This is a genomic window from Klebsiella sp. MPUS7 (assembly GCF_009905335.1).
GTDB classification, from domain to species: Bacteria; Pseudomonadota; Gammaproteobacteria; order Enterobacterales; family Enterobacteriaceae; genus Klebsiella; species Klebsiella grimontii.
The window spans coordinates 4,181,463-4,208,210 of sequence record NZ_CP047604.1 but is presented as its reverse complement, the minus strand read 5'-3'; the positions used below and the strand labels follow the sequence as shown (position 1 = coordinate 4,208,210).

General features: G+C 57.9%; 24 protein-coding genes. 10 read left to right on the top strand and 14 right to left on the bottom strand.

The genetic code is table 11. The features are described 5' to 3' along the window. Positions 1-3: 3 nt before the first annotated feature. Positions 4-1,470, bottom strand: coding sequence for a PLP-dependent aminotransferase family protein (locus GUC22_RS19705; protein ID WP_004132428.1), 1,467 nt, complete (start codon positions 1,468-1,470; stop codon positions 4-6). A gap of 234 nt (positions 1,471-1,704) precedes the next feature. On the opposite strand from GUC22_RS19705, the gene GUC22_RS19700 reads away from it, so the two are divergent. The 4 genes from GUC22_RS19700 to GUC22_RS19685 are packed head-to-tail and all read left to right on the top strand — an operon-like array spanning position 1,705 to position 4,681. Beyond that, positions 1,705-2,556: a transporter substrate-binding domain-containing protein gene (locus GUC22_RS19700; protein WP_004132430.1), complete on the top strand. Its 852-nt coding sequence runs from the start codon at positions 1,705-1,707 to the stop codon at positions 2,554-2,556. A 49-nt stretch (positions 2,557-2,605) separates the two neighbouring features. Further along, positions 2,606-3,247: an amino acid ABC transporter permease gene (locus GUC22_RS19695; RefSeq protein WP_004132432.1), complete on the top strand. Its 642-nt coding sequence runs from the start codon at positions 2,606-2,608 to the stop codon at positions 3,245-3,247. 14 nt (positions 3,248-3,261) lie between these two features. Further along, the gene (locus tag GUC22_RS19690; RefSeq protein ID WP_004132434.1) at positions 3,262-3,927 is read left to right on the top strand and encodes an amino acid ABC transporter permease; all 666 of its coding nucleotides are present in this window, start codon (positions 3,262-3,264) and stop codon (positions 3,925-3,927) included. Then, positions 3,920-4,681 (top strand): amino acid ABC transporter ATP-binding protein, encoded by a 762-nt coding sequence (locus GUC22_RS19685; protein WP_024358860.1) that lies wholly within the window; start codon positions 3,920-3,922, stop codon positions 4,679-4,681. Before GUC22_RS19690 ends, GUC22_RS19685 begins: the two co-directional genes overlap by 8 nt. 497 nt (positions 4,682-5,178) lie before the next feature. Here GUC22_RS19685 and GUC22_RS19680 read toward each other — a convergent pair whose 3' ends face one another. Continuing rightward, a complete protein-coding gene (locus tag GUC22_RS19680) occupies positions 5,179-5,943 on the bottom strand; it encodes an SDR family NAD(P)-dependent oxidoreductase (RefSeq protein ID WP_049087080.1) in 765 nt (254 codons plus the stop codon). A gap of 182 nt (positions 5,944-6,125) precedes the next feature. Between GUC22_RS19680 and GUC22_RS19675 the strand changes: the two genes are divergently transcribed. Then, the gene (locus GUC22_RS19675; protein ID WP_064371454.1) at positions 6,126-7,463 is read left to right on the top strand and encodes an aspartate aminotransferase family protein; all 1,338 of its coding nucleotides are present in this window, start codon (positions 6,126-6,128) and stop codon (positions 7,461-7,463) included. Positions 7,464-7,649: 186 nt separating this feature from the next. Beyond that, entirely contained in the window at positions 7,650-8,345 is a 696-nt protein-coding gene (locus GUC22_RS19670; RefSeq protein WP_064362407.1) for a GNAT family N-acetyltransferase, read from the top strand. A 49-nt stretch (positions 8,346-8,394) separates the two neighbouring features. On the opposite strand, the gene betA is transcribed toward GUC22_RS19670, so the two are convergent. Genes betA through betI form a run of 3 tightly spaced genes read right to left on the bottom strand, consistent with a single transcriptional unit; the run spans position 8,395 to position 12,150 of the window. Continuing rightward, positions 8,395-10,059, bottom strand: coding sequence for a choline dehydrogenase (betA, locus tag GUC22_RS19665; protein ID WP_116943845.1), 1,665 nt, complete (start codon positions 10,057-10,059; stop codon positions 8,395-8,397). A 14-nt stretch (positions 10,060-10,073) separates the two neighbouring features. Further along, the gene (betB, locus tag GUC22_RS19660) at positions 10,074-11,546 is read right to left on the bottom strand and encodes a betaine-aldehyde dehydrogenase (RefSeq protein ID WP_160183735.1); all 1,473 of its coding nucleotides are present in this window, start codon (positions 11,544-11,546) and stop codon (positions 10,074-10,076) included. A gap of 10 nt (positions 11,547-11,556) precedes the next feature. After that, the gene (betI, locus tag GUC22_RS19655; protein ID WP_004132233.1) at positions 11,557-12,150 is read right to left on the bottom strand and encodes a transcriptional regulator BetI; all 594 of its coding nucleotides are present in this window, start codon (positions 12,148-12,150) and stop codon (positions 11,557-11,559) included. Positions 12,151-12,278: 128 nt separating this feature from the next. Between betI and GUC22_RS19650 the strand changes: the two genes are divergently transcribed. Beyond that, the gene (locus tag GUC22_RS19650) at positions 12,279-14,312 is read left to right on the top strand and encodes a choline transporter (RefSeq protein ID WP_049131322.1); all 2,034 of its coding nucleotides are present in this window, start codon (positions 12,279-12,281) and stop codon (positions 14,310-14,312) included. Between the two features lie 222 nt (positions 14,313-14,534). Beyond that, the gene (locus GUC22_RS19645; RefSeq protein WP_102649651.1) at positions 14,535-14,687 is read left to right on the top strand and encodes a Hok/Gef family protein; all 153 of its coding nucleotides are present in this window, start codon (positions 14,535-14,537) and stop codon (positions 14,685-14,687) included. Between the two features lie 193 nt (positions 14,688-14,880). Here the strand turns inward: GUC22_RS19645 and GUC22_RS19640 are convergent, their stop codons facing one another. The 8 genes from GUC22_RS19640 to GUC22_RS19605 form a co-directional block, all read right to left on the bottom strand. Then, a complete protein-coding gene (locus GUC22_RS19640) occupies positions 14,881-15,666 on the bottom strand; it encodes an SDR family oxidoreductase (RefSeq protein WP_004130297.1) in 786 nt (261 codons plus the stop codon). Between the two features lie 199 nt (positions 15,667-15,865). Further along, complete coding sequence (locus GUC22_RS19635) at positions 15,866-16,663, bottom strand: SDR family oxidoreductase (protein WP_004132240.1); 798 nt, start codon at positions 16,661-16,663, stop codon at positions 15,866-15,868. A gap of 60 nt (positions 16,664-16,723) precedes the next feature. Beyond that, positions 16,724-17,779 (bottom strand): ABC transporter permease, encoded by a 1,056-nt coding sequence (locus GUC22_RS19630; protein WP_004100048.1) that lies wholly within the window; start codon positions 17,777-17,779, stop codon positions 16,724-16,726. A gap of 17 nt (positions 17,780-17,796) precedes the next feature. Beyond that, positions 17,797-19,341, bottom strand: a complete 1,545-nt coding sequence (locus GUC22_RS19625) for a sugar ABC transporter ATP-binding protein (RefSeq protein ID WP_154955074.1) — start codon at positions 19,339-19,341, stop codon at positions 17,797-17,799. A gap of 1 nt (position 19,342) precedes the next feature. Continuing rightward, positions 19,343-19,963, bottom strand: a complete 621-nt coding sequence (locus tag GUC22_RS19620) for a DUF2291 family protein (RefSeq protein ID WP_154955073.1) — start codon at positions 19,961-19,963, stop codon at positions 19,343-19,345. Between the two features lie 43 nt (positions 19,964-20,006). Further along, complete coding sequence (locus GUC22_RS19615; protein ID WP_004130307.1) at positions 20,007-20,942, bottom strand: D-ribose ABC transporter substrate-binding protein; 936 nt, start codon at positions 20,940-20,942, stop codon at positions 20,007-20,009. Between the two features lie 133 nt (positions 20,943-21,075). Then, the gene (locus tag GUC22_RS19610) at positions 21,076-22,596 is read right to left on the bottom strand and encodes an FGGY family carbohydrate kinase (RefSeq protein WP_154955072.1); all 1,521 of its coding nucleotides are present in this window, start codon (positions 22,594-22,596) and stop codon (positions 21,076-21,078) included. A 363-nt stretch (positions 22,597-22,959) separates the two neighbouring features. Beyond that, a complete protein-coding gene (locus GUC22_RS19605) occupies positions 22,960-23,910 on the bottom strand; it encodes a sugar-binding transcriptional regulator (RefSeq protein WP_024358850.1) in 951 nt (316 codons plus the stop codon). Positions 23,911-24,274: 364 nt separating this feature from the next. On the opposite strand from GUC22_RS19605, the gene GUC22_RS19600 reads away from it, so the two are divergent. Together GUC22_RS19600 and GUC22_RS19595 are read left to right on the top strand one after the other, a co-directional pair. After that, complete coding sequence (locus tag GUC22_RS19600; RefSeq protein ID WP_024358849.1) at positions 24,275-25,105, top strand: transketolase; 831 nt, start codon at positions 24,275-24,277, stop codon at positions 25,103-25,105. Then, positions 25,098-26,033, top strand: a complete 936-nt coding sequence (locus GUC22_RS19595) for a transketolase family protein (RefSeq protein ID WP_014228346.1) — start codon at positions 25,098-25,100, stop codon at positions 26,031-26,033. The genes GUC22_RS19600 and GUC22_RS19595 overlap by 8 nt, the downstream gene beginning before the upstream one ends. A gap of 53 nt (positions 26,034-26,086) precedes the next feature. Here GUC22_RS19595 and entD read toward each other — a convergent pair whose 3' ends face one another. Continuing rightward, positions 26,087-26,710, bottom strand: a complete 624-nt coding sequence (gene entD, locus GUC22_RS19590; protein WP_049131325.1) for an enterobactin synthase subunit EntD — start codon at positions 26,708-26,710, stop codon at positions 26,087-26,089. Positions 26,711-26,748 lie beyond the last annotated feature (38 nt).

Sequence of the window (26,748 nt, the reverse complement as noted above, 5' to 3'; positions counted from 1 at the left end):
CGCTCAGCCCATCTGCGCCAGCTGGCCGCGCAGCACCTCCACGCCTTGTTCGATAGCGTCAGGATTAATGGCGTGAAACCCCATCCGGAAGAAGTTAGCCGGCGGCGCGTCGCTGAGGAAATGCCGCGCGCCGGGCTCAATCAGCACCCCGGCGTGGGCGGCGCGCCAGGTCAGCTGCTGGGTATTGATTTGCTCCGGCGTGGCCAGCCAGAACGCGTTGGCGTGTTCGCTGCCGGGGATGATTTGGCACTCCGGCAGATGCTGCTGCAGCGCGTTGTTGAGACGGTCCCAGCGCTGGGCCGAGTCGTAATGGTAGCGCCGCAGGTGGGTTTCATAGTGGCCCTGAGCGAGGAAATGGGCCATCTGATACTGAATATTGGTCGGCGGATGGCGGTACACCAGACGGCGCAGCGCCCGGGCTTCATCAATCAGATCCGGGTCAGCGACCATAAAGCCCAGCCGCAGGCCCGGCGATAGCGCTTTTGACAGGCTGCTCACGTAGATCACTCTACCGCAGCGATCGCTGGCCTTCAGCGCCGGCAGCGGGTTGAGCATAAAGTTACTTTCAGAGTCGTAATCGTCCTCAATTATCACCGCGTCATGGCGAGCGGCATGCTCCAGCAGCTGGCTGCGCCGCGCTTTGCTCATGGCTACCCCGGTCGGCACCTGGTGGCCGGGCGTCACATAGTAGTAATCGCAGGGGGCGTCATTGAGGACGATCCCCTGCTCATCCACCGGATGCGGCACGATATCGGTATCGGCGAGCAGAAAGGTGTTAATGGCCTCGCGAAAACAGGGATTCTCCACGCCAACGCGCGTGCTGGATGACATCAGCAGGCGCGTCAGCAGGTAAAGCGCGTTTTGCGAACCGAGGGTAATCAGAATCTCGTCCGGCGAGGCGACAATGCCGCGCTTGGGCAGCACCCGGGTGCGGATCTGCTCAATCAGCATCGGTACGTCCTGATCGATATGATCCACCACCCACGCCGGGTCGCGCACGCCGCCGTGCAGCCAGTTTGCCGCCGAACGCCAGGTCGCCAGCGGAAACTGGCGGGTATCCGGCTGACCGTAGATAAACGGATAGCGGTAGTTCATCCAGCCGGCCGGTTTCAGAATCGACTCCTGCTGGCTGGGCGTGATTTGCAGCCGCGTGCCCCAGCGTGGTGCAGAACGCTCATCCTGGGGTGCAGCTTCCGGCGCGGCGGCGCGGCTGGCATGCTGATAATCCGGGTGCAGGTAGTAACCGCTGCGCGGACGGCTCAGCAGATAGCCTTCGTTAACCAGCCCCTCAAAAACCAGCGCCGTGGTGTTACGCGATACCCGCAGCTGGCTGGCCAGCTGGCGGCAGGAGGGAAGCGGCGTGTCGGCGGAAAAAATACCGCCCAGAATGGCGTTAATCAGCGTCTCGCGCACCTGCTCCTGCAAACCGCGGCGCGGGTCGAAATCAACGTGTAACAGGTGTCGGATCATGCCAGGCTCCTTACTCAAACGCTCAGTACAGAAACTCGAGCAAATTCCATACCACCCTGAGAATGACTGACACATCCGCGCGGTGAATCTGGCTCTATCCGGAAATTAAAAACGCTCCCTACAGTAAAAACGCATTCATCAGTCGCGGTTCGGAACTTCCGTCGGCACATATTTTGCAAAACCTTTTCATGTTCTGGAATGAACACGTCTGGCGAATTAATTAGGGGTGAATTAATGAACAAATCATTAGGTTCAATTTGTCTGGGCGCCATCATGGCGATGGCCTTTTCTTATCACGCAGCAGCCGCAGATCTTCCGGAAATAGAAAAATCCGGCACCCTGAAAGTCGCGACCGAAGATGATTACGCGCCTTTTAACTTTATGAATAACGGCCAGGCGGATGGCTTTAACAAAGATATGCTCGATGAATTACGTAAATACGCGAAATTCAACGTTGACCAGAGCATTCTGCCGTGGACCGGATTATTGGCGGCGGTTTCCACCGGGCAATACGATATGGCGTTAACCGGCGCGGTGATTACCGACGACCGTCTCAAGGTTTTTGATTTCACGCCGCCGTGGGCGTCAGCGCAGCACTATTTTGTTAAACGCGCGGGCGATAACTCCCTGAACACCATTGCCGAACTGAGCGGGAAAAAAGTGGGCGTCCAGGCGGGCAGCGCGCTGCTGGCGCGGCTGCCGGAACTGAAAGCGATGCTGGAGAAAACCGGCGGCAAGCTGGGGCCGGTGGTGGAGTATCCCTCCTATCCTGAAGCCTACGCCGACCTTGCCAACAAACGGCTGGATTACGTGATTAACGTGGTTATCTCAGTCAACGATCTGGCGAAGGCCAAACCGAAGGTGTTCGCCAAGGGGCTGGCGGTATCCGGCCCGGGCTATATGGCGTGGCCGATCCCGAAAAACTCGCCGCAGCTGCTGGCTTATATGACCAAATTTATGAACCACATGAAGGAGACCGGCAAGCTCGCGGAACTACAGAAAAAGTGGTTTGGCGAAACCTATGACGATCTTCCGAACGTGCCAATCACCAGCCCGGAACAGTTCCATAAATTAGCCGGTCTGTAATGGGTTCTGCGGCGGGAAACCGCCGCCTGTTTAGGTGAAGGAGGGCTTCATGGATGCAATTTCCTGGCAGTTACTGATTGAAGGCGCATGGACGACCCTCTGGATTTCGGCCATCGCCATTGCTTTTGGCGTGGCGATCGGTCTGCTGATTGCCCTGGTGCGCATGTTGCGTATCCCGGTTATCGATCAGCTGCTGGTGGTCTATATCAGCCTTGCCCGCGCGACGCCGCTGGTCACGCTGGTGCTGTTTCTGTTTCTTTCTCTGCCGACCGTCGGGATTAACCTCGATAAAAACGTCGCGGCGATTGTGGCGCTGACGCTCAATACCTCGGCCTTTAACGCCGAAATCTGGCGCAACGCCTTTCGCACCTTCCCCCGCGAACAGCGGGAAGCGGCGGAGTCGGTAGGAATGCGTCGCTGGGCCTACTTCCGCTATATCATGCTGCCGCAGATGTGGATTGAAAGCCTGCCCGCGCTGGTTAATGAGATGTCGTTCCTGATCAAGGGTAGCCCGGCCATTGCGGTGATTGGCGTGGTGGATTTGACGCGCGTCACTAACCGAATTTCCTCGGTCACCTATGAACCTCTTTCGCCAATTCTGGCGGCGGGTCTGCTGTACGTGGTGATTATTGGCCTGCTGCTGAAACTGCAGGGGATGGCCGAGCGTAAAGCGAAACGTCTGGCGCGATAAATACAGGAGGTGCTATGAATCAGTGGGCCGTTATCTGGTCGGTGCGCGACAGCTTTATTGCTGGTTTACTCGCCACCCTTGAGCTTTTTATTACCGCGGCCATCGCCGGATTAATTATCGGTGTGGTCCTGTGCTATTTAACCGAATATCAAAAGAAAACCCTTAACCGGCTTATTATTGCCTTTGTTAGCTTAATGCGGGCGATTCCTTTTTTGATTCTTGCCTATTTGCTCTATTACGGGCTACCGCAAGTTGGTATTAGTATGGAACCCTGGACCGCCGGCCTAATCGCCTTAGTTATCTACCACGGCGCCTATTTCTTTGAGATTTTACGCAGCCAGCGTCGGGTATTTTCCGGCGGCTATATCGAGGCCGCGGTGGCGCAGGGATTTTCGCGCTACAAAATATTCCGCCGCATTATTCTGCCCAATATTCTCTCTTCAGCGCTACCGCTGATGGGCAACCAGCTGATTATCTGCCTGAAAGATACCGCGTTTCTCAGCATTATCACCGTCCAGGAGATAACCGCTGCGGCTAATAGCGTGCAGGCCACTTATTTTATCCCGTTTAACGCCTTTATCGTCGCGATTGGGCTCTACTGGGCGATCAGCATCCTGCTGGAGCTGCTGATTAAGCGTCTGAGCGCCTGGGGAGTCAGAAGAGGAATGAGTCATGTCTGATACCACTGCAGTAAGCGTCAAAAACGTCTCTAAACAGTTTGATAACGTTGAAGTTCTTCGTGATATCAATCTGACGGTAGAGAAGGGGACCGTGGTGAGCATTCTCGGCTCGTCGGGGTCGGGTAAATCGACGCTGCTACGCTGCATGAACTGGCTGGAACAGCCGGATCGCGGCGAGATCCGCATCAGCGGCCAGCGGCTGGGTATTGATGAGCATAATGGCCGGGCGATGTCCCACCGCCAGCTGTCGAAAATCCGCGAGCGGGTTGGCATGGTGTTCCAGAGCTTTAACCTGTGGCCGCACCTGACGGTGCAGCAGAACGTCAGCGAAGCGCTGCTGCACGTGAAGGGGATGAAGCGTGATGAAGCGAAAGCCATCGCCATGCAGCAGCTGGAGAAAGTGGGGATGGCGCATAAAGCCGACGTTTATCCGATTACGCTCTCCGGCGGACAGAAGCAGCGGGTGGCGATTGCCCGTTCGCTGGCGATGTCGCCGGAGGTCATTCTGTTTGATGAGCCGACCTCGGCGCTGGACCCCGAGCTGGTCAACGAGGTGCTGGGCGTGATGAAGGCGCTGGCCGCCGAGGGCTACACGATGGTGGTGGTGACTCATGAGATGGATTTTGCGCGCCAGGTCTCGGATGAGGTGGTGTTTCTCGAAAAAGGGTTGTTGATTGAGAAAGCGCCGCCGGAGAAGTTTTTCAGCAACCCGGATTCCGAGCGCGTCAGGCAGTTTTTGCAGAGCAGCCGGTAAGCATCAGCGGCCAATCTCCCCGGTGGCGCTGCGCTTACCGGGGCTACGGGTTTCCAGCCGTCTGCGGTCATGTAGCCCGGGTAAGGCATTTACGCCGCGACCCGGGATTTTCGGGCTCGGTGTTGGAGGGTGGCAGATTGGGTAGCCCGGACAGGCGCGTAAGCGCCGCCTCCGGGAGATTTTCATGCAGCAGCGGATATGTCTCTGAAACAACGTGATATGCAGCGATGCCCTGGCCCCCGCTGAAATCGGCGAACCTGAGGTCCGGGAGGTGAGCGCAGTGCGCAGCACCGATTTCTTTGCGGGACCGCGGGGATTGTAAAGGGGGAGACGGTTTTCTCCCCCTTTACCCGTTCACGTACCACGGTGAGACATTTTCTGCGGGATAATAGTGAACGGAACCCCTCAACACCGTCCCGGAGGCGGCGCTTATCGCGCCTGTCCGGGCTACCAGGCCCGAGCGCGATGTCTGATGCGCGTCTCCGGTCTACCAAACCTTAATCCCGATCGATGGCGAACGGCTGCCAGGCCTGGCGCACCGGCATCACCTCGACCCGGTTGATATTCATATGATCCGGCAGCGTGGCGATGTAAAACATCTGTTCGGCAATATCCCGCGCGCTCAGCGGCGTGGTGCCGCGATACAGGTTGTCCGACGCCGCCTGGTCGCCTTTGGTGCGCACCAGGGTAAATTCCGTCTCGGCAATCCCCGGCGCGAGATCGGTCACGCGCACCCCGGTCCCGAGCAGATCGCAGCGCAGGTTATAGCTAAACTGCTTCACGAAAGCCTTGCTGGCGCCGTAGACGTGGCTGCCGGGATAGGGCCACTGCCCGGCGATAGAGCCGATATTGATGATGCTCGCCCCCGCGCCGTGGTTAATCAGCGTCGGCAGCAGCGCGTGGGTCACGTTGACCAGCCCGGTGACGTTGGTGTCGATCATCGTTTTCCAGTCGTCCAGATCCACTTTCTGCGCGGGCTGCGGCGACAGCGCCAGTCCGGCGTTGTTAATCAATGTCGTGATGTCGGCGAAATCAGCGGGCAGGGCCGCCACGGCCGCGGCGACCGAATCGCTATCGCGCACGTCGAGTTCGATAATATGCACCGGTACCTGCGAGGCGAGCTTATCCTGTAACGTCTTCAGCCGCTCAAAACGGCGTCCGCTCAGCACCAGCGACCAGCCCGCATCGGCGAAGACCTGCGCCGCCGCTTCCCCAAAACCCGAGGTCGCCCCGGTAATAAACACCACTTTGCTCGTTGCCATTTCATTCTCCTGTGCAGGTTGTCGTTCCCACTATAGAAACCCCGCGCGCGCGGGCACAGGGCCAGTCGGCGCGCGGCGATGTGACACGGTGTCACATCATTTTCGCCTGACTGGCTCTATCCGTTTCTTCCCTGAACGGCCAATGATGAGGCCAACAACAACGACATGAGAGAGGGCAGGGTATGAAGCTGGCACTACAGAACGAGGTAGCGATAAGCAATGATGAAGTTCGGCAGCTGGATCGCGCTTATGTGTTTCATTCATGGTCGATGCAGGGCAATTTACATCCGCTGGTGATCGCCGGGGCAAAAGGCTGCGAGCTGTGGGATTACGAAGGCAATACTTACCTCGATTTCAGCAGCCAACTGGTCAACGTCAACATTGGCTATCAGCACCCTCGCGTACTGGCGGCGATGAAGGCCCAGCTGGAAGCGCTGGTGACTATCGCTCCCGCCACCGCCAACCTCGCCCGCGGCGAAGCGGCGAAGCGGATTGTCGAGCTGGCGCCGGAAGGCTTTAGCAAAGTGTTCTTCACCAACGCCGGCGCCGACGCCAATGAGAACGCCATCCGTATGGCGCGGCTCTATACCGGGCGCGATAAAGTGCTCTCCGCCTATCGTTCCTATCACGGCAATACCGGCAGCGCGATTGCCGCCACCGGCGACTGGCGGCGCGTACCGAACGAGTATTCGCGCGGTCACGTTCACTTCTTTAACCCCTATCTCTACCGCAGCGAATTTAACGCCACGACGGAAGAAGAGGAGTGCCAGCGCGCGCTGGCCCATCTGCGGCGGATGATCGAATGTGAAGGCCCGAACGCGATTGCCGCGATTCTGCTGGAGTCGATCCCGGGGACCGCCGGGATTCTGGTGCCGCCGGAGGGCTATATGCAGGGCGTGCGGGCGCTGGCTGACGAGTTCGGTATTATATTGATCCTCGATGAAGTGATGGCCGGTTTTGGCCGCACCGGGAGCTGGTTTGCCTTCGAGCAGGACGGCGTGGTGCCGGATCTGGTGACGTTCGCCAAAGGGGTTAACGCCGGCTACGTCCCGGCCGGCGGCGTGCTGATCAGCGAGCCGATCGCCCGCTACTTTGATGACCATTTCTTTGCCGGCGGCCTGACCTATTCCGGCCATCCGCTGGCGATGGCGGCGATTGTCGCCACCATTGACGCGATGAAAGAAGAGAAGGTGGTAGAGAACGCGGCGACCATCGGCAACGAGGTGCTGCGTCCGGGGCTGGAAGCGCTGGCGGAGAAGCACGCGATTATCGGCAACGTGCGCGGCCGCGGTCTGTTCCAGGCGCTGGAGCTGGTTAGCAGCCGCGAACATAAAACGCCGCTGGGCGCTGCCGATATGGCGGCCATTAAAGGCGCGTTGACCGAAGCCGGCCTGCTGGCGTTCGTCGTGGAAAATCGCATTCACGTGGTGCCGCCGTGCACCATCAGCGCCGAACAGGTGGCAAAAGGGCTGGCGATTTTTGATGCGGTATTCGCCCGCTTCGCGAGCCTGGCGAAGTAAGGGGATGATTTCCCGGGTCGCGGCGTAACCGCCTGACCCGGGCCACCTACTCGTAGCCCCGCTAAGCCTCGCGCGAACGGGGCTGATTTTCATCCCATCTTAACTCAATAGCTTATTCTGCCAGCATCTTCCTGCAATCCGGGTTTCTTGATATAACAACCTGATAACACTACGGGAGAGATAAGCGTGCCGGAAATCAATGAGTTTGGTCAGCAGGTCAACGATCGCGTGCCCGGGTGGCAGGGCGCGGGGCTTCTGCGCCGCACGGCGTTAAATGGCCGCTTTTGCCGGCTGGAGCCGCTGGATACCGAGCGGCACGCGGCGGATCTGTTTGCCGCCTACACCCTCGGCGACGACAGCGACTGGACGTGGCTTGCCAGCAACTGTCCGCAGAGCGTGGAGTCAACGGCGCACTGGATTACCGGCAAGGTCATGGACGATGGGCTGGTGCCGTATGCGGTTATCGATCTGCACGCCGAGCGGGCCGTCGGGCTGGTCAGCTATATGGCGATTGAGCGGGCGATGGGCACGGTGGAGATAGGGCACGTCACCTGGTCGCGGGCGATGAAAAATACGCCGCTCGGGACCGAGGCAGTCTGGCTGCTGCTGCAAAATGGTTTTGCTCACGGCTATCGTCGGCTGGAGTGGAAATGCGACTCAATGAATCTCGCCTCCCGCCGCGCCGCCGCCCGGCTGGGGTTTACCTGGGAAGGGCGTCTTCGCCAGAGGATGGTGCGTAAAGGACGCACCCGCGATAGCGATATGCTGTCGATTATCGATAGCGAATGGCCCGCGCGCGACGCGGCGCTGCGAGCGTGGCTGGCGCCGGAGAATTTTGATGCTGATGGACGGCAGATAAAGCGGCTGGAAGATTTTCGCTAGTTTTCCCTTACCCTAACCCTCTCCGCAGGGAGAGGGGCGGGGCTTACTCTTACCGCCGAACCGGCGCGCCGTTCGCCACATAGTACGCCGCGGTGCTCTTCGGCAGCGGCTGGCGGCCGCGAATGGCATCGGCCATTTTTTCGCCAATCATAATCGTGGTCGCGTTAAGGTTGCCGGTAATAATCTGCGGCATAATCGAGGCGTCGACCACGCGCAGGCCTTCCAGCCCGTGAACCCGACCTTCGCCATCGACCACCGCCATCTCGTCGTAGCCCATCTTGCAGGTGCCGCAGGGGTGGAAGGCGGTTTCCGCATGGTTGCGCACAAACTCATCCAGTTCGGCATCGCTCTGGCACTCAATGCCCGGACTGATCTCCCGGCCGCGATAGTTATCGAGCGCCGGCTGGCTCATGATCTCACGGGTGATGCGAATGGCGTCGCGGAACTCCTGCCAGTCCTGTTCATGCGACATATAGTTAAACAGAATCGCCGGATGCTGGTGCGGGTCGCGCGATTTCAGACGCACGTGGCCGCGGCTCGGGGAGCGCATGGAGCCGACGTGGCACTGGAATCCGTGCTCTTTCACCGCGTTTGAACCGTTGTAGTTAATCGCCACCGGCAGGAAGTGGTACTGAATATTCGGCCACGCAAACGCCTCGCGGCTGCGGATAAATCCGCCCGCTTCAAACTGGTTGCTGGCGCCGATGCCGGTCCCGCCGAACAGCCACTCGGCGCCGATTTTCGGCTGATTCCACCACTGCAGCGCCGGGTAGAGCGACACCGGCTCTTTACATTCGTACTGCAGGTACATCTCCAGATGATCCTGCAGGTTCTCGCCGACGCCGGGTAGGGCGTGAACCAGCGGAATATCGAACTGGCGCAACAGTTCCGGGTTGCCGACGCCGGAGCGCTGCAGGATCTGCGGCGAGGCGATAGCGCCCGCGCAGAGCAGCACTTCTTTATTGGCGGTGGCTTTTGACGGCGCGGTGCTGTCGCCCTCCAGCCATTCGACGCCGACGGCGCGCTTGCCGGCAAAAATAATATGATCGGTCAGCGCGTGGGTGCGAATAGTCAGATTGGGACGCGCGCGGGCCTGGTCGAGATAGCCGCGCGCGGTGCTGGCGCGGCGTCCCTGCGGCGTCACGGTACGATCCATCGGGCCAAACCCTTCCTGCTGATAGCCGTTGAGATCGTCGGTGCGCGGGTAGCCGGCCTGTACACCGGCTTCAATCATCGCGTGGAACAGCGGATTGTTGCCCTGCTTTGGCGTGGTGACGCTGACCGGGCCGTCGCCGCCGTGGTAGTCGTTGGCGCCGATATCGCGGGTTTCCGCTTTACGGTAGTAGGGCAGGCAGTCGAGGTAGCTCCAGTGCTCCAGCCCCGGCGCCGAGGCCCAGTTGTCGAGATCCATGGCGTTGCCGCGGATATAGCACATGCCGTTAATTAACGAGGATCCGCCGAGGCCCTTTCCGCGTCCGCACTCCATGCGGCGATTGTTCATATGCGGTTCAGGCTCGGTCTCGTAGGCCCAGTTATAGCGCCGACCCTGTAGGGGAAAGGCCAGCGCGGCGGGCATCTGGGTGCGGAAGTCGAAACGGTAATCCGGGCCGCCCGCTTCCAGCAGCAGGACGGTGGTATCGGGATCTTCCGTCAGTCGTGTAGCCAGTACGTTGCCGGCGGAACCGGCACCAATAATAATGTAGTCAAACTGCAAAAATGACCTCCTGGTTAAAATATGGATTGAAACTGACCCATCTCAACCTGGATGGATTTTATCTGGGTGTAGCTGTGTAGCGTCTGCACGCCGTTTTCGCGGCCAATGCCGGAGTGCTTGTAGCCGCCGACCGGCATCTCCGCCGGGGATTCGCCCCAGGAGTTGATCCAGCAGATCCCGGCCTCCAGCCGATGAATCAGGCGATGGGCGCGGTTTAAATCCGGGGTGACGACGCCGGCGGCGAGGCCATATTCGGTGGCGTTGGCGCGGCGGAGGGCTTCTTCCTCATCGTCGTAGCTCAGAATCGACATCACCGGGCCGAAGATCTCTTCGCGAACGATGGTCATCTGGTCATCGCAGTCGGTAAACACCGTCGGGGCGACCCACGCGCCGTGGTCGAAGCCTTCGCCTTTCAGCGCTTCGCCGCCGCAGAGCAGGCGCGCGCCTTCTTGCTTACCGGTCTCGATATAGCGCAGCACGTTATCGCGGTGTGGAAAGCTCACCAGCGGCCCGAAGTTGGTGCTTTCAGCGAACAGATCGCCGGGGCGAATACGCGCCACGCGGGCGAGGACTTTCTCTTCAAACGCCGCTTTCAGTCGCGCCGGAACAAATACCCGGGTGCCGTTGGTGCAGACCTGGCCTGAACTGTAGAAGTTAGCCATCATCGCGATGTCGGCGGCGAGGTCGAGGTTGGCGTCTTCGCAGACGATCAGCGGCGATTTGCCGCCCAGCTCCATGGTCACTTCTTTCAGTGAAGAAGCGGCGGCGTTAGCCATCACTTTTTTGCCACTGGCAACGCCGCCGGTAAAGGAGATTTTGGCGATATCCGGGTGCTCGGTGAGATACTGACCGGTTTCGGCGCCCGTGCCCGGTAGCACATTAAACACGCCCGCCGGCAGGCCCGCTTCGCGGTAGATCTCCGCCAGCTTCAGAGCGGTGAGCGGGGTAACTTCACTCGGTTTAAAGATCATCGCGTTACCGGCCGCCAGCGCAGGCGCCGATTTCCATAAGGCGATCTGGATCGGGTAGTTCCAGGCGCCGATCCCGGCGACCACGCCCAGCGGTTCCCGGCGGGTATAAACGAATGAACTGTCGCGCAGCGGGATTTGGCTGCCTTCCAGCGCCGGGATCAGGCCCGCGTAGTACTCCAGCACATCTGCGCCGGTGACGATATCGACGGAGGCGGTTTCGCTCAGCGGTTTGCCGGTATCGAGAGTTTCCAGACGCGCCAGTTCGTCGTTGCGAGCGCGCAGAATATCGACCGCTTTACGCAGAATGCGCGAACGTTCCATGGCGCTCATCGCCGCCCAGATTTTTTGCCCTTTTTGAGCGCTCTTTACCGCCCGGTCGACGTCTTCGCGGCCGGCGGCCTGGACGGTCGCCAGCACTTCCCCGTTAGCGGGGTTAATCGTCTCGAAGGTTTTACCGCTGGTGGCGGAAACATAACCACCGTCGATGTAAAGCTGCTGTTCGGCCATTCGGGACATGGGTCCTCCATTATTGAGAAGTCGGTGGCAGATATTGGCTGATGAAGTGCTCGGCGAGCGTTTCTGCGCGGGCTTTATCCAGCGGTTTACCGCTCAGCGCCGCGCGTAGCCACAGCCCGTCGATCAGCGCGGCGAGACCGTATCCGGCCTCCTGCGCCTCTTCGCGCGGCAGGGCGCGCTGGAATTCATAGACGATATTCGACAGCAGTCGTCGGCTGCTGACCTGCTGCAGGCGATAGAGCATCGGCTGATGCATACTGCTGGCCCAAAAGGCGAGCCAGGCCTTCATCGCCGCGCTGCTTATCTGGCTGTCGTCGAAGTTGCCGGCCACGATGGCGCGCAGGCGTTCCCGCGGGCCGGCATCGGGCAGGGCGTGCAGGCGGCTCAACACCGCCTGGCGCAGCTGGCCGGTGATATCGCGCATCGTCGCTTCCAGCAGCCCGTTCTTATCCTTGAAATAGTGGCTGATGATGCCGGTCGATACGCCAGCCCGTCGGGCGATCTGCGCGACGGTGGCATCGTGCATTCCCACTTCATTGATGGCGGCCAGGGTCGCGTCAATCAGCTGCCGCTGCCGTATCGGTTGCATCCCCAGTTTGGGCATTTCTCAGACTCCATTCATCAGCTTTGTTTATCTATTAAAGCGGTTTTTGATTGGACGTTCAATATAAAATGTGTCTTAATTGTTGCCGATTTTGGTTATAATAGTTGCAAAAACAGTAAGGAGAATGGATGACAGACCTTTCGCCGAGCAGAGAAAAGGACAAAATCAATCCGGTGGTTTTTTACACTTCCGCCGGACTGATTTTGTTGTTTTCCCTGATGACTCTCTTCTTCAGCGATTTTTCCGCGGCCTGGATTGGCCGCACCCTGAACTGGGTTTCCCGCACCTTCGGCTGGTACTATTTGCTGGCCGCGACGCTCTATATCGTGTTTGTAGTGTGCATCGCCTGCTCGCGTTTCGGTTCGGTGAAGCTCGGGCCGGAGCACTCGAAGCCGGAATTTAGCGTGCTCAGCTGGGCGGCAATGCTGTTCGCCGCCGGTATCGGCATCGACCTGATGTTCTTCTCCGTCGCTGAGCCGGTGACCCAGTATATGCAGCCGCCGGAAGGGGCGGGGCAGACCATGGAGGCGGCGCGCCAGGCGATGGTGTGGACGCTGTTTCACTACGGGCTGACCGGATGGTCGATGTATGCCCTGATGGGGATGGCGCTGGGATACTTTAGCTATCGTTATAATTTACCCCTGACCATCCGCTCCGCGCTCTATCCGATCTTCGGCAAGAAGATTAATGGGCCGATTGGCCACAGCGTGGATATCGCCGCCGTGATCGGCACCATCTTCGGTATCGCCACTACCCTCGGAATTGGCGTGGTACAGCTTAACTACGGCCTCAGCGTGCTGTTCAATATTCCGGATTCGCTGGGGGCGAAAGCGGCGCTGATCGTACTGTCGGTGATAATCGCCACCATCTCGGTGACCTCCGGGGTGGATAAAGGCATCCGTATTCTTTCCGAGCTTAACGTGGTGCTGGCCCTTGGGCTAATCCTGTTCATCCTGTTTATGGGCGATACCGAGTTCCTGCTCAACGCGCTGGTGCTTAACGTTGGCGACTACGTGAATCGTTTTATGGGCATGACCCTCAACAGCTTCGCCTTCGATCGTCCGGTCGAGTGGATGAACAACTGGACCCTGTTCTTCTGGGCGTGGTGGGTGGCGTGGTCGCCGTTTGTCGGTCTGTTCCTGGCGCGTATTTCACGTGGACGCACCATTCGTCAGTTTGTGGTGGGAACGCTGATTATCCCGTTCACCTTTACCCTGCTGTGGCTGTCGGTGTTCGGCAATAGCGCGCTGTATGAAATCATCCACGGCAATGCGGCCTTCGCCGCCGAGGCGGTCGCCCACCCGGAGCGCGGCTTCTATAACCTGCTGGCGCAGTATCCGGCGTTTACCTTTAGCGCTTCGGTCGCCACCATTACCGGCCTGCTGTTCTACGTGACCTCCGCGGATTCCGGGGCGCTGGTGCTGGGTAACTTCACTTCGAAGCTGAAGGATATCAACAGCGATGCGCCAAACTGGCTGCGCATCTTCTGGTCGGTGGTCATCGGCCTGCTGACCCTGGGGATGCTGATGACTAACGGCATTTCCGCTCTGCAGAACGCGACGGTGATTATGGGGCTGCCGTTTAGCTTTGTGATCTTCTTCGTGATGGCGGGGTTGTATAAGTCGTTGAAGGTGGAAGATTATCGCCGCGAGAGCGCCAACCGCGACACCGCCCCGCGACCGATGGGCGTGCAGGATCGCCTGAGCTGGAAGAAGCGTCTGTCGCGGCTGATGAACTACCCCGGCACGCGCTATACCCGCCAGATGATGGAGACGGTGTGCTTCCCGGCGATGGAAGAGGTGGCGCAGGAGCTGAAGCTGCGCGGCGCTTACGTCGAGCTGAAAAGTCTGCCTCCGGAAGAGGGGGACAGCCTGGGCCATCTCGACCTGCTGGTGCATATGGGCGACGAGCAGAACTTTGTTTATCAGATCTGGCCGCAGCAGTACTCCATTCCCGGTTTTACCTACCGGGCGCGCAGCGGGAAGTCGACCTACTATCGTCTGGAGACCTTCCTGCTGGAGGGGAGTCAGGGCAACGACCTGATGGACTACAGCAAAGAGCAGGTGATCACCGATATTCTTGACCAGTACGAGCGCCATCTGAACTTTATTCATCTGCATCGCGAAGCGCCGGGCAACAGCGTGACCTTCCCCGGAATGTAGGCCGTCTAAACGTTTTCTGAAAAAGGGATTGGGCTGGTTAAATATACAGTGAATTGCGCAGGGAAGCGTATGATGGCGGCGGGTGCCTGAGGCTTTCTGCGTTCAGGCTTAGGTGAGGATTCAGAAAGACGAAGCCCCAGGAGATGTTCCCATCAACCTGAGGCTCACGATCCAACCCTAGCACGTTGGATAGTAGCCTCTTCTTCGCATGGAGGCAACGAGATGCTGACAAAATACGCCCTGGTGGCAATCATCGTGCTGTGTCTGACAGCGCTGGGATTGACGTTAATGGTGCGCGACTCGCTGTGCAAGCTGAGCATCAAAGAACGTAGTATAGAGTTTAAGGCCGTTCTCGCTTACGAAACGAAGAAGTAGCCGGTATGCGGGGAGCTATCCCCGCTTATCCGCAGGCTGGGTAAGGAACCTTAAGGCACCTTTTTTCTTCTTATGGGAGCAGGATGGACGGCGAGAGAACAACGACCGGTTAAAACAATCGCGCCGCCACCCTGCATACTGCTTCGCCGGTCGCTGACAGTATATTGACATCCATACTGGCATTCGGTCCGTTCTACCAGCAGACAAAACCACCATCGACCACCAGGTCAACGCCGGTACAGAACGACGCGGCATCGCTGGCGAGGAACAGCGCCGGGCCGGCCATCTCCTCAACCTTCGCCATACGCTGGATCGGCGTCTGGCTTTCGAATTCGCGGGTCTGATGAACCATCTCAGGCCGGGTGTTCATCGGCGTGGCGGTATAGCCGGGGCTGATGGAGTTGACCCGAATCCCTTTGCCGATCCACTCCATCGCCAGGCTTTTCGACAGGTGGATAACGCCCGCCTTGGAGCAGTTGTAATGGGCCTGATCGAGGCCGCGGTTAACAATAATGCCGGACATGGACGCGATATTAATAATCGAACCGCCGCCCGTTTCCTGCATCAGTTCGGCTTCCGCTTTACAGGAGTTCCACACGCCGGTGAGGTTAATATCGATTACCCGCTGCCACTGCTCGGTTTCCATCTCCAGCGCCGGATTGGCGTTGGCGATACCGGCGGCGTTGACGGCGATATCAAGGCGGCCAAAGCGGCTTTTTGCCAACGCCACCCCAGCGCGTAGGTCGCTAAGCTGGCGTACATCGCCGGTGTAAAAACAGGCCTCGCCGCCGATGGCTTCGATATTTTTGACGGTTTCGGCAAGGCCGCCGTCTTCGCGGAGATCGAAGCAGACGACCCGAGCGCCCGCGCTGGCGAGGCCGTAAGCAATCATTTGACCGATGCCGCTGCCCGCGCCGGTTACAAAGGCCACGCGGTCCTGCAGATTAAACAGCTGTTGGGCGAAATCTTTTGCGATCATAGTTATCACTCTCTAAAAAATATTCTTTAGCATGCCCGGAGTTGGCGTTCCCGGAGGCGGCGCGTTGCGCCTGTCCGGGCTACCAGACGGTGCTGATCTGTTATTTACCCGGATTGCGGCGTAAACGCCTTATCCGGGCTACAAAATTGTGCCGACCGGAAGCCCGGGTAAGGCATCAGCCGCAACCCGGGGGACCGCATTACGACATAATCAGGCCGCCGTCGATATTGATGGTCTGCCCGGTGAGATAGCGCGCGTCGTCGGAGGCGAGAAACGCCACCAGCCCGGCAACGTCTTCCGGTTTACCGGCGCGCTTCATCGGAATGCCTTCGACCCACTCCGCCATCAGCTCGCCCTTACCGTAGCGTTTCTGCTCGGTGCTGAGGATTTCGCCCCAGACGCGGTCGTTGTAATCCCACATTTCGCTTTCGATAATGCCCGGACAGAAGGCGTTGACGGTGATATTCCACGGCGCCAGCTCGTGGGCCAGGCTCTGGGTGATGCCGATCACGCCCATTTTGCTGGCGGCATAGTGCGGGGTGTAGATAAACCCCTGGCGGCCCTGGCCGGAAGAGGTGTTGATCAGGCTGCCGTGGTTCTGTTTGACCATATATTTGGCGGCCTCGCGGCAGCACAGCCAGACGCCGGTAGTGTTAACCGCCAGCACTTTTTCAAAGTCGGCTTTCGGCATGCGATCGTAATAGTCGATGGTGATCACGCCCGCGTTCTGGATAGAGACGTCGATGGCGCCGAAACGCGCCGCCGCCTGCTCGTACAGCGACTGCACCTGCGCTTCATCGGTGACATCAACCTGTAACGACAGGATATCGGCCTGGTAGCGCTGGCGCAGGGTTTCCGCGGTTTCATGAACGCGCTCGGCGTTAGAGACCATCACCAGATTCGCGCCGTCGCGAGCAAAGCGCTCGGCAATACCGGCGCCAATTCCGCGGCAGGCTCCGGTGATAACCACCGTTTTATGTGTGAAATTTCTTTGCATATTTTTCATCCCTTATAGAGGCCGGACGGCAGAGCGTCCGGCGGGGTAATAAAGACGTGATTAACTGGTGGCGCCTGCCGCAGCCAGCTTCTCCTCATGACGACGCATCAGGATGACTTTGTTCTGCAGTTTTTGCTGGAACTGGTCGACGACGACGGCGGTGACGATAACCACGCCCTTAATGACCATCTGCCAGAAATCGCTGACACCCATCATCACCATGCCGTCGGCGAGGAAGACGATGACGAACGCGCCGATGATTGAGCCGGTCACCCGGCCGCGACCGCCCGCCAGCGCGGTTCCGCCGAGCACGGTGGCGCCGATGGCGTCCATTTCGAACATATTGCCGGTCATCGGGTGCGCGGTTTGCAGCTGGGAGGCGACGATAAGGCCAACGAACGCCGAGCACAGGCCGGAGAAGGCGTAGACGAAGATTTTTGCCTTAACGATAGGCACGCCGGCCAGACGAGCGGCGGATTCGTTACCGCCGATGGCGTAGATATAGCGGCCCAGCGGGGTTTTGGTGGTCAGCCAGTAGCCCAGCAGCAGGAAGCCGATCATCAGCCAGATTGGCAGATAAATGCCCATCAGCGTCCCGGATCCCAGGGTGGAGAAACCGGTATTACCCAGCGCTTCCATGCCGTTAAGGTTCGGGTAGGTGCTGCCGTCGTTGAACAGCAGCGCTGAACCCCTGGCGACATACATCATGCCCAGGGTGCAGATAAAGGGCGCGACGCCGAAGCGGGTGATCACCGCGCCGTTCACAAAGCCGACCAGCACGCCGAAAAGCGCGACGCACAGAATCACTTCCGGCACGTTAAAAAAGATGACGCTGCCGTTCCACAAGGGCAGGCCGTTAGTTAATAGCGCCCCGGCCACCATGCCGCAGATGCCGGCCACGGCGCCAACGGAAAGATCGATACCGCCCGTCAGGATAACCAGCGTCATGCCGATGGCCAGCAGGCCGGTGATGGCCACGTGCTGGGTCATAATCAGCAGGTTAGATGTGGTCAGGAAATTCGGTACCATCACGCTGAAGAACGCGATAACCAGCAGCAGAGCGATGAACGTTCTGGCCTTCAGCAGGTACATATAAATCATATATTTCTGGTTCATGATGGGTTCCAGCCTGATTAATCTTGAGGTGTTGAAGCCGCGATTAACTTTTCGCGGGTTACCGCATGACGCGGTAAATCGGCGGTAATCCGGCCATCGGCCATCACCAGGATGCGATCCGCCAGCGCCATCACTTCATCCAGCTCCGATGAAGAGAACATCACCGCCAGACCCTGTTGGGCCATTTTGCCGATCAGGTGATAAACGTCAGTTTTCGCGCCGACATCGATACCGCGAGTGGGCTCGTCGAGAAACACCACCTCCGGCTTCGTCATCAACGCTTTGCCGAGCACCACTTTCTGTTGGTTGCCGCCGCTGAGCGAGGTGATGGGCAGCTCGGGGTCGCTGACCTTGATCGCCAGTTCGCGAATCATCTCTTTGACGCAGGCGATTTCTTTCTGCGGATTCAGCCACTTCCACGCCCGGCGAAAGCCCTGCAGGCTGAAATCAGAGAGGGTCATATTCGATTGAATCGACATCATCTGCACCACGCCTTCGCCCTGACGGTCTTCGGGCACCAGCGCCAGCCCTTTTTTCAGCCGCGCCTGGAACGGCGCCTTGTCGATATTTTCGCCGTTGAGATGGACGTTCCCGCCCTGGCAGGGCATCAGACCGACCAGGCCTTTAAACAGCTCCGTGCGCCCGGCGCCGAGCAGGCCATAGATGCCGATCACCTCTCCCTTACTTAAGGTAAAGGTCACATCGTTGAGCTTATAGCCGCCGCTGGAATGAAGCGCCGTCAGACCTTCAACCGCAAGTACCGCTTCGCCTTTCGGCGCCGGCCGGTAGTCGAAATGTTTTTTCTTATCGCCGACCATCTGTTCGATAATCCACGGAATACTGGCGTCGCTGACCTCGCGCTCGCTGATAAAGCGTCCGTCGCGGAAAATGGTGATGTGGTCGCCAATTTCCATCAGCTCTTCCAGACGGTGGGAAATATAGATAATGGTGACGCCGCGGCGTTTAAGTTGTTCAATGACGTTAAACAGGATTTTGACTTCCGACTGGCTGAGCGCGGAAGTGGGTTCATCCATAATTAATACCCGGGTGTCTTTTGAAAGCGCGCGCGCAATTTCCACCAGCTGCTGATGGCCGATGCCTAATTCGCCGAGCTGGGTGTAGGGATCGACATCAAGTTCCAGCCTTTCCAGTAATGATTTGGCTAACTCATATTGATATTTTTCGTTAATCTTCCCTTTTTGAAAGAATTCGTTAGCCATAAAAATATTATCCATGACGTTCATATTTGGGAATAAATTTAATTCCTGAAATATGATGCTGATTCCCTGCTTTTCAGCCTGGTGCGTCGAGCTAAGGGTCACCGGCACGCCATCAAGAATAATTTGACCGGAGGAGGGTGTTTCAACGCCAGCAAGCATTTTCATCATGGTGGATTTACCCGCACCATTTTCACCGATCAGAACGTTTACTTTATTTCGATAGACCCGGTAATTCACGTTATCTAAGGCGACAACCCCCGGATAAACGCGAGATAATTCGCGGGTTTCGATAATAACTTCAGAGTCGACTGGTTGGGAATTGACGAGTTCTTGCCGCTGCATGTTATTGTCCTCCCAAACGAACAATTTTTGCTGGCGTAATATCAGGAATGCTCTGTGGAATATCCCAGGCCGAGAATACGCCGTACACCTGGACTGCTTCACCGGTTTTCACCTGCGCCGTCTGGATCATTTTTACCGCGTGCTCGTTAATCTTCCGGCTATATTCGCCAAACAGCACCTGATCGTTAAAGTCCTGATAGCTGGCGCCCTGATAGCCGTCGCGTAATAATGTGCCGCGCAGCGTCGGGCCAATTTGCACCACCACGTTGCCGCCGCGGGTATCCTCAATCGTCATTTTTCCGCTGCGCGAGGCGGAATCAATTTTGCTGATATTGCCTTCGACTTTGACGTAAAACACGCACGGGTTTTCGTCCTGAGCGCGATAGCCTAACGCTTTGCAGGCGCTATCAATATCTTTCGCCGCGCGCAGGGCGGTCATCAGCTCGGCGACGGGGCGAGCTTTAGCCACAACCTGGGGAACCAGCTGGTCTTGCCATGTCCGATCGATATCCGCCATATGCGGATTGGGCGGAGATTTAAGATCGGCCAGTTCCTGCTGAGAGACGATACGACAGCCTCCGAGCGCGAGAACGACCAGCATCAGCGAGATTTTTTTATACATAATACGCTCCTGTGCGCCCCGCAAGGGGCGCAACAACCCGAAATCAGGATTTGATATTGAAGTCCTGCACTTTGTCTGCATTGTCCTGAGTAATCAGAATGCCGCGGAACATCACGCGCTGCTTGGCCGGTTTTTCGCCTTTTTGCAGGTAGTTATCGAGGTCGGTCACCCCTTGAGCGGCGATGGCCTGCGCCTGAAGCATCACGGTGGCCTGCAGGGTGCCGGCTTTGACCGCGTCGCGTTCATCGTTGCTGCCATCGATACCGACCACCACCACGTCGTTGCGATTCGCCGCTTTCAGTGCGGCAATGGCGCCGAGGGCGACGGGACCGTTGCCGCAAATCACGCCTTTAACGTCGGGATGCGCCTGCAGAATACTGTCCATAATGCGTTTGCCGTCGATTAAGGTGCCTTTCGCGTCCTGTTTAGCGACGCTGACCATATCCGGGTACTGGTCAATCACCTGGTGGAATGATTTAGAGCGGGTCACACAGTTATTATCCGCAAGGTTACAGGTCAGCTCGGCGTATTTTCCTTTCTCGGCCATTTTCTCGACAAATACGTTGGCGACTTCAGAACCGGCCTGGAAGTTATTATGGGTAATTTGCTCCAGCGCAATATCATCGACAGGAATTTCGCGGTTGATTAAAACCACCGGAATACCCGCTTTCTTCGCTTTTTCAATGGCGGCGACGCTGGCGGTGGAGTCGGCGTTATCCAGAATAATGCCCTGAACTTTTTTACCGATGGCGGTATCGATCAGCTCATTCTGTTTTTTGACATCTTCGCCATGCGACAAAATGGTGGTTTGATATCCCAGCTCTTTGGCTTTCTCGCTGGCGCCCTTGGCTTCAGAGGCGTAATAGGGGTTATCCAGCGAGTTTACCATGATCATGATGGTGCCTTTTTCTGCCGCCTGGGCAGCGAAAGAAAAGGCGGTCAGGGTAGCAGCGGTTAAAAGCGTTAAACGTAATTTCATGACAATTTTCTCTCTTGGTTGTTATTGTCGGGTACGGTGAAACAACGTAAGGCCTGTAAATCAAATTTATGGGCCGGGGGTCTCCTTTTGTTGATGAGTAAGGTGCGTCACGCGTTCGATTCCCTGGTGGGCGTCAGGCGGACGTTGCCGGTTTCCATAATGTTCTGTTCACCGCATGGCGCCACTCCTGCCATCTTTTCTGCAGGCGCTGGTGGCGGGCCATATCGGGGATAAATTCGCTGTGTTCAGTTAAAAACGCTTTCAGGTCGGTCACCGATCCGGGATTCAGGGCTTTGCGCGCGAGCAGGGCCGCGCCAATCGCCGACAGCTCGGCAACGTCGCTGCGCATCACCGGACAGCCGAGCAGGTCAGCCTGATACTGCATTAACCAGTCATTTTTGGTTGGGCCGCCGTCGACCATCAGCGCCGTCAAGTGGAAGTCGTCCTGCTGGCGCATCGCCACCACGACATCGGCGATTTGATAGGTAATGGATTCCAGCGCGGCGCGAATCAGATGGGCGCGCTTGACGCCGCGGCTCAGGCCGCAAATCACGCCGCGGGCGCTGTCATCCCACCACGGGGCGCCCAGGCCGGTTAACGCCGGCACAAAATAGACGCCCAGCGTGGAGTCCACGGAGGCGGGCAGGGTGTTGAGTTCATGCGCCAGTTCGGCATCGGAAAGTTCGCTCAAGCCGGTGCTGTCCGCCATCCACGCTACGGCATCGCCGGTATGCGGAATATTACCTTCGAGTCCGTAAGTGATGCTGTCGCCGTCGTGCCAGGCGATGGTGGTGGCCAGCGCGTCGATATCGCACTGTGCGGATTTTACCGGCGCCATCACCGATGACCCCGTACCGTAGGTGGCCTTAACGCAGCCGAGTTCGCCCAGCGCGTGACCAAACAGCGCGGCGTGGGAATCTCCGACCATCGCCATCACCGGAATACCGTCAGGGATAGCGTTCAACCCCCGGGTATAGCCAAACAATCCGCTGGAGGGTTTAATCTCCGGCAGCGCGGCGCGCGGGATCTGGAACAGCGCCAGCATGTCGTCGTCCCACTGGCCGGTTTGCAGGTTCAGCAGCTGGGTACGCGCGGCATTGGAGTAATCGCAGGAGAACGCATCGCCCTGGGTTAAGTTCCACAGCAGCCAGCTGTCGATAGTGCCGAGGCAGATTTCTCCGCGCTCAGCCAGCGCGCGCCCCTCAGGAAGGGATTCCAGCAGCCAGCGCATTTTCGAGGCCGAAAACAGAGGCGCGATCGGCAGGCCGGTCACGGCCTTGATTTGCTGCTCTTTATCGCTGTGGCGCAGTTCATCGCAAAACGCGGCGCTGCGGCTGCACTGCCAGGTGATCGCGGCGTTGATTGGCTTACCGCTCTGGCGATACCAGCCGATCGCGGTCTCGCGCTGGTTGCTAATGGCTAATGCCGCGACGTTTTCTGCGCCAACGTGCGCTACCGCTTTCGCGATAACCTCCAGCGAAGCGTCAACCAGGACTTCTCCCGACTGCTCGACCCAGCCTTCACGCGGCGTTTGGATCGCCAGCGGCTGAGAGAATTTCACCACGGCCTGGCCGCGGCTATCAAGTACGACGGCTTTGGCATTGGTGGTGCCTTCGTCCAGCGCAATGATGAACTCTTTACGTGTTGCCTGCATTAGGTAGTCTCCTGAGTCACACTTCGTCCTGGCGCGGAGGGGGAAGGTAGGCACTCCTCTTGATCGCATTGCTTCTTAGCAGGCCATGATGTGACAATTCGTTTTCACTTTTTTAATCACTGAATATATATTCGATAGTGATTATTTATTTGATACCTTAGCCAGAAACTTCCCGTCGGGCTACTGGAAAAGTTATCAATTGTGCTGGCAATCACACTTATCCGATCGGCGAAGCGTTCAGGTACGGATGGGGAATGAGGTGATTTTAAGGTTTTATGTTATTGAAATATAATGTTTTATTTGCGTTACCTTTACGCTTCGGAGAAAGCGTAAAGGTTGTGGGAAAGCGTTTGAGTGAGGAAATTAACCGGCAATCAGCAGTCTGGCCGTTGGGTAATCGGTGATCAGAACATCGATATAACCGCCCGAAAGCGCGCCTTTGATAGCCGCGACCTTCTCGCTGCCACCGGCAAGGGCCACCACATTAGGACACTTTTTCACCTTCTCCAGCGCCATGCCGATCACAGGATCTTCATCATCGCGTAACACCGCTCTGCCGTTTTTATCGTAGTAGTGCAGGCAGATGTCGCCCACGGCGCCGCGTTCCGCCAGCACCTGGAGCATATCTTCGTGATAGTAGTTACCGGAAGTTTTGAGCAGCTGCGAAGGCTCAAGGATGCCAATGCCGACGATGGCGATATCGACTTCATCGAAGCGGGCAATGACGTCGGCGACATCTTTGCTGGCCACGAGGCGATTTTTCTCCTCAGTGGAGCCTTCAATGCTCTGGGAAGGCAGTAGCCAGGCTTCGCAGTTCAGATGCTGCGCCAGAGTCTGGGTGAGGATAGTCGCCTGCACGTTACCATTTGGGCCCACGCCGCCGAGCAGTTGAATCACGCCGTTGGCCTTCAGGTTTTGCGCGTGGACCTCATCAACCATTGCGCGGATAGTCGAACTCCACGAAGAGACGCCAATCAGATCTTTTGGTCTTAATCGCGTTTCGAGATAGTGGGCGGCGGCGGAACCGATGGCGCGCTTGATGGTGTGATCGCTGGCGTCTTCTTCGGTATCCACGACGATGGCTTGCTTAATTCCGTAGCGATCCTCGAGGCCCTTTTCAAGATTGAGGAAAATATTCGATGGCTGAACAACGCTGATTTTGACCACGCCCTCTTTTTGGCAGCGGGCGATCGCTCGGGAGATAAATGACTGAGAAAGGGAGAGAATTTGAGCAATATCGGACTGCTTTCGTCCTTCGAGATAGTAGAGCGTGGCAATCTTAACTAATAGCCGTTGTTCATCCTGCTTAGCCATATATTTCCCCGAAAATCATTTACGTGCAGCCATTATCTTAGAGCTCATTATCATACGCGAAAAGAAAAGACAGTTAAGTGTGATGGATATCTAACTTTCGCCAATCCTCAAAATCAGCTATGGACAAAAACAGAACAGTAGCCGCATAATTGAATAAAGAGTCGATATTGAATATATATTCATAGCGATTTCAGGTCAACTGAAAAGTGCCCGGGTGACGTCACGCCCGGTGGTAAGGAGGCAGAATGTTCCTGAGTATGATGCAGCGGCGTAAGCCTTACGATGCGTTGCCTGGGGATGTCTGGTTTTTTTAGTCCCTGACGGAATAAATATTCCAAGTTGAAAATAAATTCAGAGGTATTAAATGAATCCCTATAGCTATGATGTCCAGGCACTCGAGCGCAAAGCCCGCGCCGTACGTCGCCATATCGTCAGATTGAACGCCAACAGCCCTGCGGGCGGGCACACCGGCGCCGACCTGTCGCAGGTTGAACTGCTCACCGCGCTCTATTTCCGCATTCTGAACGTCGCGCCGGAGCGCCTTGCTGATGACCAGCGCGATATCTACATCCAGTCGAAAGGCCATGCGGTGGGCTGCTACTACTGCGTGCTGGCCGAGGCGGGCTTCTTCCCGGTTGACTGGCTGGACACCTATCAGCATGCCAATTCCCATCTTCCCGGTCACCCGGTTCGTCAGAAAACGCCGGGCATTGAGCTCAACACCGGCGCGCTGGGCCATGGTTTGCCTGTTGCGGTGGGGCTGGCGCTAGCGGCGAAAAAAAGCAACAGCACCCGCCGCATCTTTTTAATTACCGGCGATGGCGAACTGGCGGAGGGCAGTAACTGGGAAGCGGCGCTGGCCGCGGCGCACTACGGCCTTGATAACCTGATCATTATTAATGACAAGAACAATCTCCAGCTGGCGGGCCCGACGCGCGAAATTATGAATACCGATCCGCTGGCCGACAAATGGAAGGCCTTCGGGATGACGGTCACCGAATGTCAGGGCAACGACATGGCCTCGGTTGTCGCGACCCTGGAAGGGCTGAAGCAGGAAGGTAAACCGAACGTCGTTATCGCCAACACCACCAAAGGCGCCGGTATTTCCTTTATTCAGGGGCGCCCGGAGTGGCACCACCGGGTACCGAAAGGCGAAGAGATTGCACTGGCACTGGAGGAACTGAAAGATGAGTAATGCAGAACACCTGGCGAGCGTGATGGTTCAGGCCTTTATTGATGCGGTTGACCGCGGCGTCGATCTGGTGCCGGTCGTCGCTGACTCCACCTCAACGGCCAAAATCGCGCCATTTATTAAACAGTTCCCCGGGCGTCTGGTGAACGTGGGCATCGCCGAGCAGAGCATGGTCGGGACGGCGGCGGGCCTGGCGCTGGGGGGGAAAGTGGCGGTTACCTGTAACGCCGCGCCGTTCCTGATTTCCCGCGCTAATGAGCAGATTAAAGTCGACGTTTGCTACAACAACACCAACGTTAAGCTATTTGGCCTCAACGCCGGCGCCAGCTACGGCCCGCTGGCCAGCACCCATCACGCGATTGATGACCTGGCGGTGATGCGCGGCTTCGGCAATATCCAGATTTTCGCCCCGTCTTCGCCGCGCGAATGTCGACAGATTATCGATTACGCCATCGGCTATCAGGGGCCGGTCTATATTCGTCTTGACGGTAAGGCGCTGCCGGAGCTGCACGATGAAAGCTATCGCTTTGTGCCGGGAGCGGTCGTCACGCTGCGGGAAGGCGAAGATATCGCGCTGGTCGCCACCGGATCGACGGTGCACGAAATCGTCGATGCCGCGCAGAGGCTGGCCGACGCGGGAATTCAGGCCAAAGTGGTGAGCGTGCCGTCCATTCGTCCTTGCGATACCGCCGCGCTGCTGGCGGCCCTGAAGCCGTGCAAGGCGGTGATAACGGTGGAGGAGCATAACGTCAACGGCGGCCTTGGGAGCCTGGTGGCGGAAGTGCTGGCTGAAGCCGGCGCGGGAATCCCGCTCAAGCGTCTGGGGATCCCGGATGGCGAGTATGCGGCGGCGGCAGATCGCGGCTGGCTGCGTAAACACCACGGTTTCGATGCCGCTTCCGTCGCCGAACTGGCGCAGAAAATGCGCTGATTTTACGGCGCCTTAAACCGATAACCCGTGCGGCTACCGCGCGGGTTATGTTTTTACGGCGCGCAGAGCGTGATGACGTATTCACCGGCCTTAATCCATTGCAGCCGATACTCCCCGGCGGAGAGCCGAAGCCGCAGATTTTCTTCCTTTATATACGTCACTTCAAAATCGCTGAAACCCATCCTGGCCTGGATCGCCGAATGGCTGGCCTTAAACGCGCTCTCTTTCGCCGAAAACGCCAGCGTCAGCGCCAGTTCAGGCGGCAGGCCGCTGGCGTCCAGCCGTTTTTTTTCCGCGCTATTGATGATGCTGCTTTCCAGCTCCGTCGCCAGCGAAGGCGCCATGACTCGTTCGATATCAACGCCGACCGGCCGGGCGGAGACCACCGCTAGCGCGCTGCGTTCGCTGTGGCTAATGCTGCCGTACCACGGGGCCGGCCACAGGGGCTGGCGTTGGTCGCCAATGGCAGGGACGCCTTTTTCGCCCACTTCCCGCAGCGCGTAAACCGCGGCGATACGCCCGGCGAGATGCTCGGACTGCCGCTTGCGGACGCAGCCGCTTAACCGGGCATGATGCGGGAGCCAGAGGAGGTCTTCAGGCTGGAAGGTCAACGGGTCGAAATCCACCCGCTGCAGCGAGTGACCGGCAAGTTGAATGATCGAGTGTTGGATGTGCATCAGGCGATGTTAACAGATTCTCCCGTCCGCCCTCCAGG

Excerpts from the sequence above, each read along its gene's own strand:
- GUC22_RS19705 (WP_004132428.1), bottom strand. The coding sequence starts at position 1,470 with ATGATCCGACACCTGTTACACGTTGATTTCGACCCGCGCCGCGGTTTG.
- GUC22_RS19700 (WP_004132430.1), top strand. The coding sequence starts at position 1,705 with ATGAACAAATCATTAGGTTCAATTTGTCTGGGCGCCATCATGGCGATG.
- GUC22_RS19695 (WP_004132432.1), top strand. The coding sequence starts at position 2,606 with ATGGATGCAATTTCCTGGCAGTTACTGATTGAAGGCGCATGGACGACC.
- GUC22_RS19690 (WP_004132434.1), top strand. The coding sequence starts at position 3,262 with ATGAATCAGTGGGCCGTTATCTGGTCGGTGCGCGACAGCTTTATTGCT.
- GUC22_RS19685 (WP_024358860.1), top strand. The coding sequence starts at position 3,920 with ATGTCTGATACCACTGCAGTAAGCGTCAAAAACGTCTCTAAACAGTTT.
- GUC22_RS19680 (WP_049087080.1), bottom strand. The coding sequence starts at position 5,943 with ATGGCAACGAGCAAAGTGGTGTTTATTACCGGGGCGACCTCGGGTTTT.
- GUC22_RS19675 (WP_064371454.1), top strand. The coding sequence starts at position 6,126 with ATGAAGCTGGCACTACAGAACGAGGTAGCGATAAGCAATGATGAAGTT.
- betB (WP_160183735.1), bottom strand. The coding sequence starts at position 11,546 with ATGTCCCGAATGGCCGAACAGCAGCTTTACATCGACGGTGGTTATGTT.
- betI (WP_004132233.1), bottom strand. The coding sequence starts at position 12,150 with ATGCCCAAACTGGGGATGCAACCGATACGGCAGCGGCAGCTGATTGAC.
- GUC22_RS19650 (WP_049131322.1), top strand. The coding sequence starts at position 12,279 with ATGACAGACCTTTCGCCGAGCAGAGAAAAGGACAAAATCAATCCGGTG.
- GUC22_RS19645 (WP_102649651.1), top strand. The coding sequence starts at position 14,535 with ATGCTGACAAAATACGCCCTGGTGGCAATCATCGTGCTGTGTCTGACA.
- GUC22_RS19640 (WP_004130297.1), bottom strand. The coding sequence starts at position 15,666 with ATGATCGCAAAAGATTTCGCCCAACAGCTGTTTAATCTGCAGGACCGC.
- GUC22_RS19635 (WP_004132240.1), bottom strand. The coding sequence starts at position 16,663 with ATGCAAAGAAATTTCACACATAAAACGGTGGTTATCACCGGAGCCTGC.
- GUC22_RS19630 (WP_004100048.1), bottom strand. The coding sequence starts at position 17,779 with ATGAACCAGAAATATATGATTTATATGTACCTGCTGAAGGCCAGAACG.
- GUC22_RS19625 (WP_154955074.1), bottom strand. The coding sequence starts at position 19,341 with ATGCAGCGGCAAGAACTCGTCAATTCCCAACCAGTCGACTCTGAAGTT.
- GUC22_RS19620 (WP_154955073.1), bottom strand. The coding sequence starts at position 19,963 with ATGTATAAAAAAATCTCGCTGATGCTGGTCGTTCTCGCGCTCGGAGGC.
- GUC22_RS19615 (WP_004130307.1), bottom strand. The coding sequence starts at position 20,942 with ATGAAATTACGTTTAACGCTTTTAACCGCTGCTACCCTGACCGCCTTT.
- GUC22_RS19610 (WP_154955072.1), bottom strand. The coding sequence starts at position 22,596 with ATGCAGGCAACACGTAAAGAGTTCATCATTGCGCTGGACGAAGGCACC.
- GUC22_RS19605 (WP_024358850.1), bottom strand. The coding sequence starts at position 23,910 with ATGGCTAAGCAGGATGAACAACGGCTATTAGTTAAGATTGCCACGCTC.
- GUC22_RS19600 (WP_024358849.1), top strand. The coding sequence starts at position 24,275 with ATGAATCCCTATAGCTATGATGTCCAGGCACTCGAGCGCAAAGCCCGC.
- GUC22_RS19595 (WP_014228346.1), top strand. The coding sequence starts at position 25,098 with ATGAGTAATGCAGAACACCTGGCGAGCGTGATGGTTCAGGCCTTTATT.
- entD (WP_049131325.1), bottom strand. The coding sequence starts at position 26,710 with ATGCACATCCAACACTCGATCATTCAACTTGCCGGTCACTCGCTGCAG.